At 32.5% G+C, this 16,374-nt stretch carries 15 protein-coding genes; 5 read left to right on the top strand and 10 right to left on the bottom strand.

The window, feature by feature from the left end; all coding sequences use genetic code 11:
- Positions 1-195 precede the first annotated feature (195 nt).
- The 4 genes from B0A68_RS12175 to B0A68_RS12160 form a co-directional block, all read right to left on the bottom strand.
- Positions 196-1,665, bottom strand: a complete 1,470-nt coding sequence (locus tag B0A68_RS12175; protein ID WP_035683912.1) for a lipopolysaccharide biosynthesis protein — start codon at positions 1,663-1,665, stop codon at positions 196-198.
- 50 nt (positions 1,666-1,715) lie between these two features.
- A complete protein-coding gene (locus B0A68_RS12170; RefSeq protein WP_035683913.1) occupies positions 1,716-3,002 on the bottom strand; it encodes a glycosyltransferase family 4 protein in 1,287 nt (428 codons plus the stop codon).
- 126 nt (positions 3,003-3,128) lie between these two features.
- A complete protein-coding gene (locus B0A68_RS12165; RefSeq protein WP_035683916.1) occupies positions 3,129-5,564 on the bottom strand; it encodes a YfhO family protein in 2,436 nt (811 codons plus the stop codon).
- A gap of 51 nt (positions 5,565-5,615) precedes the next feature.
- A complete protein-coding gene (locus tag B0A68_RS12160; RefSeq protein WP_035683919.1) occupies positions 5,616-5,903 on the bottom strand; it encodes a DUF4834 family protein in 288 nt (95 codons plus the stop codon).
- 124 nt (positions 5,904-6,027) lie between these two features.
- On the opposite strand from B0A68_RS12160, the gene B0A68_RS12155 reads away from it, so the two are divergent.
- Together B0A68_RS12155 and B0A68_RS12150 are read left to right on the top strand one after the other, a co-directional pair.
- Positions 6,028-7,005 carry a transporter gene (locus tag B0A68_RS12155; protein WP_035688058.1) on the top strand — a complete coding sequence of 326 codons (978 nt, stop codon included), beginning with the start codon at positions 6,028-6,030 and terminating at the stop codon, positions 7,003-7,005.
- Between the two features lie 20 nt (positions 7,006-7,025).
- Positions 7,026-8,144 (top strand): hypothetical protein, encoded by a 1,119-nt coding sequence (locus B0A68_RS12150; RefSeq protein ID WP_035683921.1) that lies wholly within the window; start codon positions 7,026-7,028, stop codon positions 8,142-8,144.
- Positions 8,145-8,196: 52 nt separating this feature from the next.
- On the opposite strand, the gene B0A68_RS12145 is transcribed toward B0A68_RS12150, so the two are convergent.
- Both B0A68_RS12145 and B0A68_RS12140 read right to left on the bottom strand, forming a co-directional pair.
- Entirely contained in the window at positions 8,197-8,670 is a 474-nt protein-coding gene (locus B0A68_RS12145) for a hypothetical protein (protein WP_035683924.1), read from the bottom strand.
- 117 nt (positions 8,671-8,787) lie between these two features.
- A complete protein-coding gene (locus B0A68_RS12140) occupies positions 8,788-10,050 on the bottom strand; it encodes an aminotransferase class I/II-fold pyridoxal phosphate-dependent enzyme (protein WP_035683925.1) in 1,263 nt (420 codons plus the stop codon).
- 269 nt (positions 10,051-10,319) lie between these two features.
- Between B0A68_RS12140 and nirK the strand changes: the two genes are divergently transcribed.
- From nirK to B0A68_RS12125, 3 genes are read left to right on the top strand one after another with little or no spacing between them, the layout of a single operon-like run.
- A complete protein-coding gene (gene nirK, locus B0A68_RS12135; protein ID WP_035683926.1) occupies positions 10,320-11,768 on the top strand; it encodes a copper-containing nitrite reductase in 1,449 nt (482 codons plus the stop codon).
- A 9-nt stretch (positions 11,769-11,777) separates the two neighbouring features.
- A complete protein-coding gene (locus B0A68_RS12130) occupies positions 11,778-12,548 on the top strand; it encodes a formylglycine-generating enzyme family protein (protein ID WP_035683928.1) in 771 nt (256 codons plus the stop codon).
- A 16-nt stretch (positions 12,549-12,564) separates the two neighbouring features.
- On the top strand, positions 12,565-13,161 hold the full coding sequence (locus tag B0A68_RS12125) for an SCO family protein (protein WP_035683931.1): 597 nt from the start codon (positions 12,565-12,567) through the stop codon (positions 13,159-13,161).
- A gap of 45 nt (positions 13,162-13,206) precedes the next feature.
- Here the strand turns inward: B0A68_RS12125 and B0A68_RS12120 are convergent, their stop codons facing one another.
- The 4 genes from B0A68_RS12120 to B0A68_RS12105 form a co-directional block, all read right to left on the bottom strand.
- A complete protein-coding gene (locus tag B0A68_RS12120; RefSeq protein WP_035683933.1) occupies positions 13,207-14,418 on the bottom strand; it encodes a hypothetical protein in 1,212 nt (403 codons plus the stop codon).
- 89 nt (positions 14,419-14,507) lie between these two features.
- Positions 14,508-15,230: an iron-sulfur cluster repair di-iron protein gene (gene ric, locus B0A68_RS12115; RefSeq protein ID WP_035683936.1), complete on the bottom strand. Its 723-nt coding sequence runs from the start codon at positions 15,228-15,230 to the stop codon at positions 14,508-14,510.
- 112 nt (positions 15,231-15,342) lie between these two features.
- On the bottom strand, positions 15,343-15,861 hold the full coding sequence (gene azu, locus B0A68_RS12110; RefSeq protein ID WP_035683938.1) for an azurin: 519 nt from the start codon (positions 15,859-15,861) through the stop codon (positions 15,343-15,345).
- A gap of 20 nt (positions 15,862-15,881) precedes the next feature.
- Entirely contained in the window at positions 15,882-16,331 is a 450-nt protein-coding gene (locus B0A68_RS12105; RefSeq protein WP_035683940.1) for an RrF2 family transcriptional regulator, read from the bottom strand.
- Positions 16,332-16,374: the final 43 nt, after the last annotated feature.

The following is a 16,374-nucleotide window of genomic DNA, read 5'->3' as shown; positions in this document are numbered from 1 at the left end:
TTGTTATATTATTCGTAAGGCAAATAAAAAAGCGTTACTAATTCAGAAATATAAAGTTAGTTTTTATTGTATTAACTACAAATAAATTAACTGTTAATTTTATAACATTTAATCCTGTAAATCAAAAACTTACATTTATATTAAAAAAAACGACCGGATTTAAAAATTATTGTCTGTCAAAAATTTTAAGTGTAGTTAAATTTTGATTCCTACTTTTCTAAAAAGAGAATTTAAAGCATTATTAATATCCAAAGAAATTTTAAACTTATAATTCAGATACACATATAGAATAGTAACCAAAATTGACTTTAGAGCAATACTGATCAACTGATAGAAAGGAAATTCCCAGAAATAGAAAAGTAAAAATAATCCAAAAGTCAATAACAAAGAATGAATAGTCTGTTTTGTAAATGGATATAAATGAAGTTTTTTAACCACAAACTGTAATTTGGCCAAACTATATAATGTAATCGACAATAAGGTCGCAAATGCAGAACCAAAAATACCCCAGATAGGAATAAAGATCATATTTAATACAAAAGTTAGAAATACCAGCATCAGTCCTAAATATAAAACCATACGGTAGTATTTTGTATTAAAAATTATGGCATTATTATTTCCTAAGATTAAGTCAAAATATTTAGAAATTCCAATCATAAACACTACCGGAATTCCGCCGCTGTATTCTTTAGGAACCAACTCGTACAACTGATCTATATTTACAAAAATACAAAGCATTACAAAACCACCTACAATCTGCAGGTTGATTGAAGTTTTTTTGTATAAAGTATTGAGTTCGTCGTGTTTGTTTTCGTGCATTAATTTTGCAGTAATCGGATATACGATTTGGTGCATGGCGCGGCTCGGAACAGAAATCACCAAAGCAATATAGGTTGCAACTGAATAAAAAGCAATATTCTCAATCTGCATATACTGGTTTAATATCATTTTATCTCCATCTAAAAGCAAATTGGCTACACTTCCGGATAAAATAATATAAAAAGTATATACCAATATATCTTTTGTATTGGTTGGTATTGTAAACTGAAAAGTGGGCTTCTGAATCCTAAAGGCATATAACATGGTAATTAAGAAAGCAAGAAAATACAAAACTGCTGTTGCATACACAAAACCTTCTACGCTGAGCCAATTGTAGTAAACGCCTATTAATAGAAATAAGGAAAACAATCGCAAACCTACTTCTTTTACAAAATTTCCAAAAACAGAATACATATTTACCCGCAGCCAAGCATAAAAAATTTCAAAATATGCCATACACAATCCTATAAATGGTATTAACCAGATATAACTTTTTACAATCGCATTCTTTTTTGATAGAAAGAACAAAATCTGATCGTAAAAAATAAGACCAATCAGTAAAAGTGGAATTATTAATAAGAGCGGGAATAAAACAGTAAAGGATAAAAAACGGGATTTTTCTTCTTCAGTCTCATATTGCGAATAAAACTTGACCAAAGAATTTTGCATTCCAATCGCAAATAACGGCATAATAACATTCGCACAAGACGTAACATAATTAGTTAAACCATAATACGTTGCTCCTAGAAAAACAGGGTATAAATAAAGTGTATTGATAGCTCCAATTCCGAAGCCAAAATAGGTTATAATGGTGTTTTTAAAAGACTGATTTAAGACAATTCCCATTTGTGATTTTTAGATTGCAGCGTTCTGGTTGTGATTGGATTTCTTAACGATTATCCGTTAATCAATTGTACCAATTGTTTAGTAAGGTTTTTTCTGGAATATTGTTGTAAACCAACGCCATTAGCTTGTAATTTTCCTTCTAAAAATTGAGTATAAAAGTCCAAAATTACGCTTTTTAGTTTCGCTTTTTCCGAATAATCAAAAAATACTCCTGTATTTGTTTCTTTAATAATTGCTGCAAAATCTGAGCCCTGCGGACCAATTGCAATTATTGGACGGTTAGAGACCATATATTCAAACAATTTTCCTGGAATGATGCTTTTTGTATCTTCAGAATTGATTTCGATTAAAAGTAAAACCTGTGATTTTTTTTGATGAGCAATAGCTTCATGATGAGAAACATATCCTAAAAGATTCAAATAGTCCTTAAGATCAAAGTGAGTTATCGCATCCAGAACTTCCTGACTTACGGCACCAATTAATTTAATTTCTAAATGCGATTTAAAATCTGGAATTTCTTGTAATAATTCAACCAGACATTCCCATAAAAATTGAGGATTTCTATCGGATAAAAACGAACCAATATGCGCTAAAGTAAATTTAATGTCTAAAGTTTGTTTTTCAACTTTTTCTATGTCATAACCATTTGTAATTACTTCAATTGGTTTATTGGTAATCGCTTGAAATTCGGTTTTAGTAGTTTTGCTCGTAACAATAATCGTATCAGCAGCATTAAGCACTTTATGTTCCAGCTTTTTATGTTTATTTGCTGCATAAGCAGATAATCTCAAAGCTTTGTGATATCCTATTGTAGTCCATGGATCACGAAAATCTGCAAACCATTTTACGTCTAACTTTTGTTTTAATTCTAAACCAATTAAATGCAGGCTGTGCGGCGGACCAGAAGTGACAATAGTATCGATATTGTTTTCTTTAATGTACTTTTCAAGATATGAAACCGATGGTTTTACCCAAAAAATACGAGCATCTGGAATAAAAAGATTACCGCGAACCCAAAGAAACGTTTTATCTAAAAAAGTCTGTTTTTTCTTTTGCGGAAAAATTCCAGAACTGATTTTCTTCGTTTTATTTTTAGAAAAAATCGAAGCCAATTGATAAGGTTCCCAGATTTTATTTTTAAGTATGACTACTTTATCAGATATTTCACTAATTAAGCCTTCATCAACAATAGGATAAGTTGGGTTTTCCGGAACATAAACAATAGGCTGCACTCCAAATTCAGGGAGATACTTAACAAATTTTAACCAGCGCTGTACGCCGGGGCCACCAGCTGGCGGAAAATAATAGGTAATTATTAAAAGCTTTTTTTGTTCCAATTTATTTATTGCTATGATATTGCAGCATCTGCTGACTAAATATTTTCTTCAGTATTTTTATTCAATTGCTCCAGCTCTTCAATATCTAAAATGTCTTTTGGTCTATTTAATGCTTTTTTTGAGCTATTAATTTTTAGTTTTCTGTCTTTTACTTTCAAAATAAATCCCGCCAATCAGCAGTAAAAGCATTATAAACGAACTTCCTAATGCAATTGTACCGCCTGTTTTTACAACTTTAGGCTCAAACTTAAACTCTATAGTATGTTTTCCTCCGGGTACTTCCATTGCTCTCAATACATAATCAACAGGAAAATGATCTGTTAATTTACCATCGATATAAGCATTCCATCCATTCTTATAGTAAATTTCAGAAAACACAGCCAAGCCGTCTTTTCCGTTATCGGATTGGTATTTAATATAGTTTGGTTTGTACGCCACAACTTTAATAGTTCCGGTTGTATCCCAGCTTTTCTTTAAACGGGCACTTCTAAATTTACCTTCATGTTCATGAACATTAAATACAGCGGTATTTTTTGTATTAAGATGATCTAACGCTTTCATTACATCATCTGCCTTATTTACCAGTTTAAGATCACTTACAAACCAAGCATTTCCATTAGCTTCAGGATTTATAGTCGGAATTTCTTTTCCTTCTTTATCAGTCTGTATAACATACTTAACATTTAACATATTAAGGACTTCTAAGTTGTTTTTAGCAATTTGATAATCAAACAACTGCTGCATTCTTCTTGGTTTTGCAGCATGATAACCTCCAATAGATTTATGAAAGTATGATGCTCTGGCGCTTGACATATTTCCGTTTACTTCAAAAACTCTGTAATGTGTAGTGTCTTGCAAAATTTGAGCATCTGCAGGTGTTTCCTGAAAAGGAGCTGCAATTTCGACAGGGCTGACAAAATCTTTAGCCGAAACATATTTTTTATCTACAAAAACAAGATCAAAAATCATTAGTACACCAACAATAATTAAAGTTGTAGTCTGCGCAAATTTATTTTTAATAAACAACCATAAAACGCCAAAAGTTACGACAATAAAGAACCCTGAACGCAGTAAATCTGCAGCATAAAGTGCCATTCGGTCTTCTTTTAATGCGTCAACAAATCCTGGGCCGTAAGTCTGCAAAAAGTAGCTGTCACTACTTCCTGTAAAGTGAAAAAATCCCTTAGCTATTACTAAAATCACTATAATTCCTAAACCAAAAACTCCAGTTTGTATTAAAGCTTTTTGTTGTTGTTTTGGCTCTTCTTTTGCTTTAAAGAAGGATTGTATTCCCATAACAGCCAAAACAGGAAAACACAATTCTAAAATAACCTGAATTGAAGATACTGCTCTGAATTTATCGTACATAGGAACGTAATCGATAAAGAAATCAGTCAGCAGTGAGAAGTTTTTTCCCCATGAAAGCACTAAAGAAACTAATGCTCCTGAAAGAAATACGTATTTTATTTTTCTGTCGTCTATAAATAATGCTAAAACTCCCAGAAAGAAAACAACGATACCAATGTAAGCCGGCGCGGCAACGATGGGCTGATCGCCCCAGTAAGTTGGCATTCCAGATACAAAATCCTGCGCTTGAGAATCTGGTACACCCTGTTCTAGCATAAAAGAATACATACTGCTGTCGGTTCCAACATTTTCATGGTTAGAACCTCCAAAAAGTCTTGGAGCAATTAAGTTAAAACTCTCTGCAATTCCGTAACTGTATTCTGTGATATATTCGCGGCTCAGCGCATTTTTGTTTGTTTTTTTTGTTCCGTCTGGATTATAAGTCAATTCGCTGTTGCTTCTTGTACTGAATTTAGCATATTCGCTTGTCGCTAATAAATTTGCTGCATTGGCTCCAATAGCAAAAATTCCTGCTGCGGCCAATACTCCAAACGAAATTAAAAGCGGTTTGTATTCTTTTTCTTTAATGAAATTAAAAGCATAATAACCTGAAAGTATCAATAAGAAAATCAATAGATAATAGGTCATCTGAAAGTGGTTTGCGTTAACTTCTAAAGCTACCGCAAACATGGTGAGTATTCCTCCCCAAATATATTTCCGTTGAAAAACAAGCAGAAATCCGGCAATTACCAATGGCATATAAGCTATTGCATGTGCTTTGGCATTGTGGCCTACTCCCAAAATAATAATTAAATAAGTTGAAAAACCAAATGCAATGGCACCAATAAATGCTTTTAAAGGATCTGTTTTTAAAACTAATAACAGCCCGTAAAATCCTAAGAAATATAAAAATAGATAATCTGCAGGACGTGGCAGAAAACGTAAAATATCATCTACCTTACCAATAAAATCGTTGGGATAGTTTGCACCAAGCTGATACGTTGGCATACCGCCAAAAGCAGCATTTGTCCAATAAGGTTCTGTATGTTCTGCAGCTCTAAAGTCATTCTGCTCTTTTGCCATTCCGGTATATTGAGCAATATCCGATTGGAAAATTTGTTTTCCTTGTAAAACTGGATAAAAATAAATTAAAGAAACGAGAATAAAGCCCAATATAACAAGGGCATGCGGATAGAACTTATTTACTATTTTCAATTTTGGCTGGTTTGGGTTAAATGATGAATCCTGTATTTCTAGGACACAAATCTAATCTATTTCTTCGTAATCAACATACTCTCCCACCTTTTTGGTTTCGCGCGGGTTTTTAGCATTCGTAGTATCAATAATGATTTCGTCGTTATTTTTGCGAGTAGTATTCTGCCAGGTATTACCTTGGCTGTATTGTTGTTGTCTTTGGAAATTTTCTCCTGCTTTTTCAACCGCTTTCTTTACCAATACTGGTAAAAAGATTCTAGCTAAAAATTTAAAAATATAATAAAAAGCTATAACCCACATGATGGTTCTTAATAAACCTGAAAATGATGCTTCTTGCATAACTGTATAATTTTTTCCAAAATTAATAAATCAATTGTTTAAAATTAAAATATCAATCTTAAATAAATAATAAAATATGTACATTTGAAATGCGTTATTATATTTTAATCCCAAAAAAATGTTTATGTTTAAAATTAAAAACTTACTTGCCCCGGTACTTTTTTTAGTTCCCCAGCTTTTTTTCGCACAATATACTGATGTCATCAACTCAAACCGCCCAGGCGAGACTATGTCTGCTTACGCAGTTGGAAAATCTGTAATTCAGGCTGAAATTGGAGTTTACGGCATCAAGGAAAAACACAATTTATTAGATTATGACGCAAGTGGTTTAGGTACCGATGTAACAGTTCGTTACGGTGCTTTTATGGAAAAATTAGAATTTATTCTGGATTTACAGTACCAAATGGAAAATTTTGATACTCCTTATACAAGTTACAAAAAAAATAATTTCAGGCAGACTGTGTTAGGAGCGAAATATTTAATTTATGATCCTTTTAAAAATTACGAGAAAACAACAAACATTTACAGTTATGCTGCCAATCATAAATTTGACTGGCATTCTTTAATCCCTGCTGTATCTGTATTTGCAGGAGCCAATTTTGTTGGTGCAGACAATCCGTATTCTTTTTCGCCGCAATCGAGCATTTCTCCAAAAGTAGTATTGATTACTCAAAATCTTTTTGGCGGCGGTAAATGGGTTTTTGTTACTAATATTATTGCAGATTATATTACCACAGACTATCCTAGTTATGGTTATGTATTAACTTTGACACACGGGTTTAATGACAAATGGTCTGGTTTTATTGAAAATCAAGGTTATAAAAGCGATTTTTACAGTGATGCTATTGTTCGAGGCGGTGCTGCTTACCTGGTTAATTCTAATCTGCAGGTGGATGCTTCTATAAGTACTAATTTTAAAAACACACCTTCTTTATTATATGGCGGTGTTGGAGTTTCATGGCGTTACGACGGAAGATATAAAGAAAAGCAAATGGAATTTAAAGCTGATAAAAAGGCACAAAAGAATGAAGACAACAAACTTGATCAAAAACAAATTGATTATCAGGAAAGAGAAAGAAAGCGAAAAGCTAAATATGAATAAATTTTACAATTCCCCATTTAATGATTACAATTAAAGAAGCCACAACAAAAAAAGAACTAACAGAATATATTAAATTTCCGTTTTCACTCTATAAAGACAACCCATATTGGGTACCGCCTATTATTGCAGATGAATTAGAGTCTTTTGATAAAACAAAAAACCCTGCTTTTGATAATGCTGAGGCTTACTTTTATATGGCTTATAAAGACAATGAAATTGTAGGCCGTATTACAGCTATCATCAATTGGTCTGAGGTAAATAATCAGCATAAAAGAAAGGTTCGTTTTGGATGGTTTGATGTTATTGATGATATTGAGGTCACCAAAGCGTTATTGGAGAAAGTATATGAATTAGGACGCAAAAACAACCTTGAACATGCCGAAGGTCCGATGGGATTTTCTAATTTAGATAAAGTTGGTGTTTTGACAGAAGGCTATGATCAGGTGGGAACTATGATTACATGGTACAACAATCCTTATTATGTAACTCATTTTGAACAATTAGGCTTTCAGATTGAAAAAGAATATATCGAAAGTATTTTTCCTTTCTCAAATGTAAAACCTGAATTTTTCCTGAAAGCTCAGGAATTAATTAAGAAACGATACGGCTTAAGATCTCTTACTTTTACTAAAACAAAAGACATTATGCCGCACGTTGACAAAATGTTTGATTTGTTTAATGAATCGTATGCTAAATTGGCTTCTTTTGTAGCCATTTCAGACGTTCAAAAGGAATATTTCAAGAAGAAATACATCAGTTTTATAAATCCGGAATATATTAAATTTGTTGTGGATAAAGACGATAAATTAATTGCCTTTAGTATTGTAATGCCCAGTTTTACTGAAGCTTTACAAAAAGCAAAAGGAAAACTTTTTCCATTTGGATTTTATCATTTATTAAAAGCCAGAAAAAAAAGCAAGGATGTTGTCTTTTATTTAATTGGAGTGCATCCTGATTATCAAAACAAAGGCGTTACTGCAATTATTTTTGATGAATATTATCGAACTTTTTCTCAGAGAGGAATTCAAAATTGTATTAGAACTCCAGAGTTAGCAGAGAATACAGCAATCCACTTACTTTGGAAAAACTTTGATCCAACAATTCACTGCCAGAGAAAAACTTATCGTAAAGATTTATAGTTGACCGCTATATAAAACAAAATCCCTTCTAGAAGGGATTTTTATTTTTCAATTATTTACAATCTACTTTGGTAAGTACATTTTTCTGATCAAATTTTAATTTTGTTTTATCTTTAAAAGTAATTTTATCATTTGCTTCTACAGTGTCTCCGTAACCTTCAATAAGAGTTCCGTCTTTTTGAAGAAAAGCTACTTCACGAACAGAGGAAACGCCTTCAGATGTAAAAGTATACTCTGCAATAAGTGTATCACCTTTCATATTTCCGACCAAAATACCTTCGTTTTTATCTTTTTCAGATAATGCATAACTCAATGTGCCGTTTACTTCCTGATGTGAGTTTACATTATAGCTTAGTTCTACCATATCGTTATTTCCTGAATAACTATAACATTGATTTCCTGCTGGTTCTGCAATTTCGGCTTCTTTTGGTGCTGAAGGTGGAATTACACCTGTAGCTGGATCTGTTTTTTTACAAGAAACCAAAACAACTAAAGCAAGAAGTGTTAGTGATAATAATTTTTTCATAATATTTTTATTTATGTTTTACTACCATAAATTTAAAATAAATACAAAAAAAATCCATTCTGCAAGAGAATGGATTTTTTTACATAATTCCCATACCAGGAATCTATAGTTTAGAAATTAAGCATCTAAATCTACTTTAGTTCTGCTTGCAATTTCTTTGTATGTACCGTTTTCTAATTTTTCACGAATTGCTTCAAATGCTACCAAAGTTTCATCAATATCAGAAAGCGTGTGTGAAGTTGTTGGAATCATTCTCAACAAGATAATTCCTTTTGGAATTACAGGATAAATTACAATAGACAAGAAAATACCATAGTTTTCTCTTAAATCATTTACCATTACCATTGCTTCTGGTACACTTCCTTCTAAATAAACTGGTGTAACACAAGTGTTTGTATCTCCGATATTAAAGTTTCTGGAACGTAATCCGCTTTGCAGTGCATTAACATTTTCCCAAAGTTTATCTTTTAGTTCCGGATGGTTACGTAATAATTCTAAACGCTTTAATGATCCAATAGTCTGAATCATTGGTAAAGCTTTAGCAAACATTTGAGAACGAAGATTGTATTTTAAATAATCGATAATATCTTTGTCTGCAGCAATAAATGCTCCAATATTAGCCATTGATTTTGCAAAAGTAGAGAAGTAAACATCAATATCTGCCTGAACTCCCTGCTCCTCACCTGCTCCGGCACCTGTTTTACCAAGTGTACCAAAACCATGTGCATCATCAACTAATAATCTGAATTTATATTTTTGTTTTAAAGCTACAATTTCTTTCAATTTTCCTTGCTGCCCGCGCATTCCAAAAACACCTTCGGTAATAAATAAGATACCGCCGCCTGTTTCTTCTGCCATTTTTGTAGCACGCTGCAGGTTTTTCTCCATACTTTCAAGATCATTATGCTTGTAAGTAAAACGTTTACCCATATGAAGACGAACTCCGTCAATGATACAAGCATGAGAATCTACATCGTAAACAATAATATCATGTTTAGTTACTAATGCATCAATTGTAGATACCATTCCCTGGTAACCAAAATTTAATAAATAAGCAGATTCTTTCATTACAAAAGAAGCCAGTTCATTTTCTAATTGTTCGTGATATTTTGTATGTCCAGACATCATACGCGCTCCCATAGGATAAGCTGCACCAAATTGCGCTGCTGCATCAATATCTGCCTGACGTACTTCAGGATGATTTGCCAAACCTAAATAGTCATTCAAACTCCAGTTCAAAATATTTTTTCCACCAAATTGCATTCTTGGACCTAGTTCTCCTTCTAATTTAGGGAAAACAAAATATCCCTCAGCTTGTGAAGCCCATTTTCCTAAAGGCCCTTTATTGTTCTGAATTCTTTCGAATAAATCTTTTACCATAAATATATTTTGAAGTAATAATTTTATTTTAACAGGGAGCAAAAATAATGATTATTATTCTAATATAGAGTCAGCCATTTATTTTTCTTAAAAATTACTCTTCATAAAAAGCCTCTAAAGACTATATTTTCTCAATCTTTTTCATATTAACAAGATTTAACTCAAAAAAAATCACTATAAAAACATCAAAAATGATTTTTATCATAATAAAGGATATAATTGTCTTTTAATTTTACTTCAAGATTTAAAATAAAATAAAACCAATTATTATGAAAAAAGAAAAGAGTGTATCAATGAAAGTGATGATTTTTCTAACTACAATTTTCACCATTTTACTTGTTATCTCATGCAAAAAAGGAGAAGAATCTACCGATTATTCTAAAATCGCCACTGAAGGAGAAATGCAAGCTGAATTAACATCACCACCAATGGTTCCAAAACCTATTGGCGGCAGAGCTGCCACAAAACTAAAGGTAAGCATGGAAATTAAGGAACAGGAAGGAACAATGGCAGATGGTGTAAAATATACGTACTGGACTTTTGGAGGTTCTGTTCCCGGAAGTTTTATTAGAACTCGTGTTGGTGATGAAGTAGAATTCCACTTAAAAAACCACCCCGACAATAAACTGCCTCATAACATTGATCTTCATGCTGTAACAGGTCCTGGTGGTGGCGCAACCTCATCATTGGTTGCTCCAGGCCACGAAAAAGTATTTAGTTTTAAAGTAATTAATCCTGGATTATATGTTTATCATTGTGCAACAGCTCCCGTGGGAATGCACATTGCAAACGGAATGTATGGTCTGATTTTGGTTGAACCAGAAGGCGGACTTCCTCCTGTTGATAAAGAATATTATATAATGCAGGGTGATTTTTATACTCAAGGTGAATACGGCGCCAAAGGACTTCAGTCTTTTGACATGAATAAAGCGATTAAAGAAACTCCTGATTATGTAGTTTTTAACGGAAAGGTCGGTTCTCTAACAAACGGAAATGAACTTACGGCTAAAGTGGGAGAAACGGTTCGCTTGTTTGTTGGAAATGGAGGTCCAAATCTAGTTTCTTCTTTTCATGTTATTGGAGAAATATTTGATAATGTGCATGTAGAAGGCGGGAACTTAGTAAATAAAAATGTACAAACTACTTTAATCCCTGCCGGCGGATCTTCTATAGTTGATTTTAAGGTAGAAACTGCAGGTAATTTTATTATTGTGGATCACTCCATTTTTAGAGCCTTTAATAAAGGTGCTTTGGGAATTTTAAAAGTAGAAGGCGAAGAAAATAAGAAGATTTATTCTGGAACTATTCAGGAAGGAATTTATCTGCCGGAAGGAGGAACAATTCAAAAAATGCCTGTTAGCAGCACAGCAAAAGAGGTAGTGCCAAATCGAACTTTGGCTGAAAAAATAAAAACAGGAAAGGACATTTTTGGCACCACTTGTTTTGCCTGCCATCAATCTGAAGGTCAAGGAATACCAAATGCATTCCCTCCTCTTGCAAAGTCAGATTACCTTAACACTGATTCTAAACGTGCGATTAAAACAATTCTTAATGGCTTAAGCGGAGAAATAACAGTAAACGGTAAAAAATTTAATAATGTTATGCCAAGCCAAAACTTGTCTGATGATGAAATTGCCAATGTGTTAACTTACATCTACAGCAGCTGGGGCAACAACAAAACAGAAATTACACCACAAATGGTAAAAACATTGAGATAATTGATTACCATGCAAAAAAGGATTTCCATCTTTATTTTTCTTCTTGTGCATATCGCATCCATAAATGCACAGGAAGCAAAAATGGCTTCAATCAAAGAGGGATCTTTTGTCCCTCTTTATGGAGCCTCATCAAAAAAACCTACAGTGGTAAAGTCTTTTTTTCTAGATGTTTATCCCGTTACAAATGAAGATTTTTTAAACTTTATCAAAAAAAATCCAAGTTATAGTAAATCTAAAATTAAAGGAATTTTTGCTGATAAAAGTTATCTCGCGTATTGGAAAAACAATTTTGATTTTGGAAGTGCAAATCCTAAATCTCCCGTAACCAGTGTTTCTTGGTTTGCAGCCAAAAAATACTGCGAATGTCAGGGAAAAAGACTTCCTACAATGGAGGAATGGGAATATGCAGCAATGGCCGATGAAAAAAGAATAGATGCCAGAACTAAAACAGAATTCAATACCTATATTTTATCCTGGTACGAAAAATCAAAAACGTATGAAAATACAATTGGATCAACTTTTAAAAATTACTGGGGAGTTTATGACCTGCATGGATTAGTATGGGAATGGACATCAGATTTTAACAGCATTTTTCTATCTGGTGAATCCAGAAAAGATAAAAACAATGACAAAAATTTGTTTTGCGGAAGTGCTTCTGTAAATGCGACAGATTTAATGGATTATGCTGCGTTTATGCGTTACGCCTTTAGAGGAAGCCTCAAAGCAAATTATTCAACCCGCAATTTAGGTTTCAGATGCGCCAGTACAACAAAATACTAATTTAATCTTCTTTAAAATGAAAAAAATAACACTTGCAATTTTGATAATACTTAGTATGCAAAGCTGCAAAGACAATACACAAAACAAAAATGTAACTAAAGAAAAACCAATCAGCGATCTGTCTATATATAATCTTCCGTCGCAGTGGACAAATCAAGACGGAAAAAATATTGAACTAAAATCGCTTAAAGGAAATGTTCTGGTTATGGTAATGATTTACACATCGTGCAAGGCAGCGTGTCCTAGATTAGTTGCCGACATGAGGTCTATTGAGTCTAAACTAAAGCCGGAAACCAAAAAAAATATAAAACTTATTTTGGTAAGCATTGATCCTGAAACAGATACACCGCAACGATTAAAATCATTTGCCATAGAAAACAAAATGAATCAGGAACCTTGGATTTTCTTACGTTCTACAGAAGAAAATACTCGTGAATTTGCTGCGGTTCTGGCTGTTAATTATAAAAAAATAACTCCTATTGATTTTTCTCATTCAAATATTATAAGCGTTTTTAATCCTGAAGGTGAATTAATATACCAGCAAGAAGGTTTAGGCGTTAATAATGATGAAACGGTAAATAAAATAAATCAGGAAGCAGAAAAAATCAGGTAAATTAATTTTTAATTCGTTGAAAACAAGAGAAAAATCTTAATTGATTTACTCTTGTTTTTTTGTTTTAAGTACAGAAGTTAAAATCAAAAGCAATCCCAATGTAATCAAAATGCTGCCTGCAAAAATACTTACATAATACTGAGGAAAGATGTCTTTTTTTAAGTATAAAAATATTCCTTGAAGCAGCAATAATACTTCTGTAATTATATATCCAAAAAAGAAACTTATAATTCCGAACCGAAGCATAAAGGAATGATTTGATATTATTTTATTTTGAATTAAAACTCCAAACAAAAATCCAGTCAGAACTCCGAGAGTTGTCAAATGAATAAATCCAATAATAAAACTTCTAATTTGATGAGAAGCCTCGGCAAAATTCGGAATCAATACTAAAATTTGAATCATTATTTTTAAAAATAAAGAGCTTAAAGCCAGTCCATACGCTATTTTAGATGGAGTATCTAAACTTTCTTTAAAAGAAAATAATTGAGGTTCCAGCATTTTATAAAAATAAAAAAATGCTGCTGCATATGAGACCACTCCAATACCGTTAATCCATTTTAGAAAAACTGCGTCCACGAACCATCCCACTGGAAAAGCAAAGGTTAAAAACACAGAAATTATTAATAAATAAAGAAATTTATTGAATTTTATTTTATCAAAATCATATTTGAATTGATATAAAAACAAAGCCAAAACAGCAAATATAAACCAGCCGTTAAATTGAAAATGCAGAAAGAACTGAATTGCAATTTGATACACATTACTTTGCTTTCCAGCCAAACCTACGGCAGGTCCTAAAAACCAAACACCAAGTGTAGACAGCAGCATAAAAAGAATTGAAGCAGACAAAAGCTTTTGACTGCTTTTTTTAAGAGTAAAACAATCTTTCCAGAAAAGCCTGCAAAAAATATAACTTAAAAAAATGTGTAAGGTAGAAAATACAATAGAATACAAAGCATATCCTTGAATGGGAAAAGATATCATCATACCTGCAACACAAAATTCTGTAAGCCAAAATAATTGGTTATAAATTGGTTTCTGACTCTTTTCTTTAGGTATAAAAAAGTGAACGATTAATGCATAAATAATCATATACACCCAGCCGAGCATTGCTGTATGCGAATGTGCATGAAGAAGAAAAACATAATTTATATGCTGCGGAAATATATATTGAAACCTTAGCATCAGCCCCATTAAGGAAGCTGTCAGAAAATTAAATAGACAACATGCAATCCAGCTTTTTCTTATGTTCATTTTAAACCAATTTTATTTTATTAAAAATGCATCGATAAAACATTTTAAATGATTGATCGATGCATTTTTCACGTATTTAATTTCTATTTTTAAACAAACTCTTTCTCTAAAATCACAGCTTTAGGAAACAAAATATTATTTTCGAGATGTATATGTTTATGAAGATCCTGCTCAAATTCCTGAAGCATAGCGTAGGTTACTTTATACGTTGTACAAGCATCACTTGGAGCTGTATATTCATTTGTAAGTTTGGCAATTTCTCTAAATCTTTCTCCTTCGGTATCATGTTCGTGCATCATCATTGCGATTGGATTAGAAACTGTTCCAAAAGACGGCTGATTCAAAATTCCGTCAGAGTCTTTAGTTTTTACCATTCTATTTACAAAAGGAAACAACACTAGCTCTTCTTTTTTCATATGCTGCGATAATTCTCCTGCACAGCTTGTAAACAACTCATTTATTTTGAACAACTCTGGGTGGCTTGCTCCATGTACTTTACAAAGCTTATCCAAAAACTGAATTAAAACAGGTATTTTTTCCTCAACATAACGATGATGTGTTTTTTCTATATAATCTGCTAATAAATCAAGAGGCCAGGAATTAAAATCCACCGCACCGCCATTTTCAGACTGCAGGACATCGTTAACCTTTTGTAACAAAACATCTGGATCTATATCTTGCCTTTTACATACTTCTTCTACGGTTAGGTTTCCTTTACAGCAAAAATCAATTTTATATTTTGAAAATACCGCAGCTGTTCTAAAATCCTGAGCTACAAACGAACCGATAGCTTTATTCTTTAAATTTTCCATTTTTTACAATTTTAATATTAATTCTATTTTTTCAAACTCAATAAAAGACAATTTTATCTTTTATTAAAATATTAAAAAACTCTAAGATTTAAACGCCTTAGAGTTTCTTTATTTATTCAACAATTAATGTTCCTTTCATCATAGCAACATGGCCGGGAAAAGTACATAAAAAATTGTATGTTCCTTTTTTATCAATAGTAAATTCGATCGTATCTTCTTCACCGCCTCCAAGAAGTTTAGTATGAGCAACAATAGATGCTTTTTCTGAAGCCGGAATATAATCAGTATCTTTTGCATTGATAGCTTTTGCTGCAAAAGCAGCTTCATCTGTTCCTTCTTGTAGAATCACTAAGTTGTGTCCCATTGCTTCTTTCGGAATCTTACCAACGTGTTTTAATGTCAGTTTAATTGGTTTTCCTGCAAGGGCTTTTAATTCTGTTTTATTAAACTGCATCTGGTCATTTCCTTCAATAACTAAAACATTATCAACAGTTTCTGATGGTGTCTCAGAATCATTTACCGTTTGATTTACTTCGGCTGGTTCTCCTACTTTTGGATCTTTTTTACCGCATGACGCAACCGCTAAAAAGCCCATAATTACCAGACTTAATATTCTAACCTTCTTATTCATTTTTTTGTATTTAAAATTAATTATTTATTATTACCTAAAGTTTTTAGAAAAAATTCTCCCGACTTAACTCCTGATGCCAAGTCTTCTAATGTTGTTTTGGTGAGCATTATTAAAAGGAGTTCACGAATTTTTTTAAATTCATTATGGACGGGACAAGGACGTTCTTCAGAGCATTCTTTTAATCCGATGCCGCATCCTTTATATATAGCATCGCCATCTATAGCATCTACAATTTGAATTAATTTTACAGCTTTAATTTTATCTGCAGAAACTTCAAAACCGCCGCCTACTCCTTTTGCCGAATCTATGATACTGCTTTTGGTTAGGATCTGCATTATCTTAGCCGTAAAGGGCTCTGGAGAATCTATCTCTTTTGCAACGTCTTTTATGCCGACTCTAATACCATTGGCTGACTTTGCCGCAATAAATATTGATGCACGAATACCATATTCACAAGCTTTTGAAAACATATTTTATGGGGTTAATTGATTACAAATATAGACAAAAACAGAT

This window comes from Flavobacterium reichenbachii, assembly GCF_002217435.1.
GTDB classification, from domain to species: Bacteria; Bacteroidota; Bacteroidia; order Flavobacteriales; family Flavobacteriaceae; genus Flavobacterium; species Flavobacterium reichenbachii.
The sequence above is the reverse complement of the archived record's forward strand: the minus strand, read 5'-3'. Positions and strand labels throughout refer to the sequence as shown.

What these genes read in the sequence shown, in the direction of transcription:
- B0A68_RS12175 (WP_035683912.1), bottom strand. Translation starts at nt 1,665, where the DNA reads ATGGGAATTGTCTTAAATCAGTCTTTTAAAAACACCATTATAACCTAT.
- B0A68_RS12160 (WP_035683919.1), bottom strand. Translation starts at nt 5,903, where the DNA reads ATGCAAGAAGCATCATTTTCAGGTTTATTAAGAACCATCATGTGGGTT.
- B0A68_RS12155 (WP_035688058.1), top strand. Translation starts at nt 6,028, where the DNA reads ATGTTTAAAATTAAAAACTTACTTGCCCCGGTACTTTTTTTAGTTCCC.
- B0A68_RS12150 (WP_035683921.1), top strand. Translation starts at nt 7,026, where the DNA reads ATGATTACAATTAAAGAAGCCACAACAAAAAAAGAACTAACAGAATAT.
- B0A68_RS12145 (WP_035683924.1), bottom strand. Translation starts at nt 8,670, where the DNA reads ATGAAAAAATTATTATCACTAACACTTCTTGCTTTAGTTGTTTTGGTT.
- B0A68_RS12140 (WP_035683925.1), bottom strand. Translation starts at nt 10,050, where the DNA reads ATGGTAAAAGATTTATTCGAAAGAATTCAGAACAATAAAGGGCCTTTA.
- nirK (WP_035683926.1), top strand. Translation starts at nt 10,320, where the DNA reads ATGAAAAAAGAAAAGAGTGTATCAATGAAAGTGATGATTTTTCTAACT.
- B0A68_RS12130 (WP_035683928.1), top strand. Translation starts at nt 11,778, where the DNA reads ATGCAAAAAAGGATTTCCATCTTTATTTTTCTTCTTGTGCATATCGCA.
- B0A68_RS12125 (WP_035683931.1), top strand. Translation starts at nt 12,565, where the DNA reads ATGAAAAAAATAACACTTGCAATTTTGATAATACTTAGTATGCAAAGC.
- B0A68_RS12120 (WP_035683933.1), bottom strand. Translation starts at nt 14,418, where the DNA reads ATGAACATAAGAAAAAGCTGGATTGCATGTTGTCTATTTAATTTTCTG.
- ric (WP_035683936.1), bottom strand. Translation starts at nt 15,230, where the DNA reads ATGGAAAATTTAAAGAATAAAGCTATCGGTTCGTTTGTAGCTCAGGAT.
- azu (WP_035683938.1), bottom strand. Translation starts at nt 15,861, where the DNA reads ATGAATAAGAAGGTTAGAATATTAAGTCTGGTAATTATGGGCTTTTTA.
- B0A68_RS12105 (WP_035683940.1), bottom strand. Translation starts at nt 16,331, where the DNA reads ATGTTTTCAAAAGCTTGTGAATATGGTATTCGTGCATCAATATTTATT.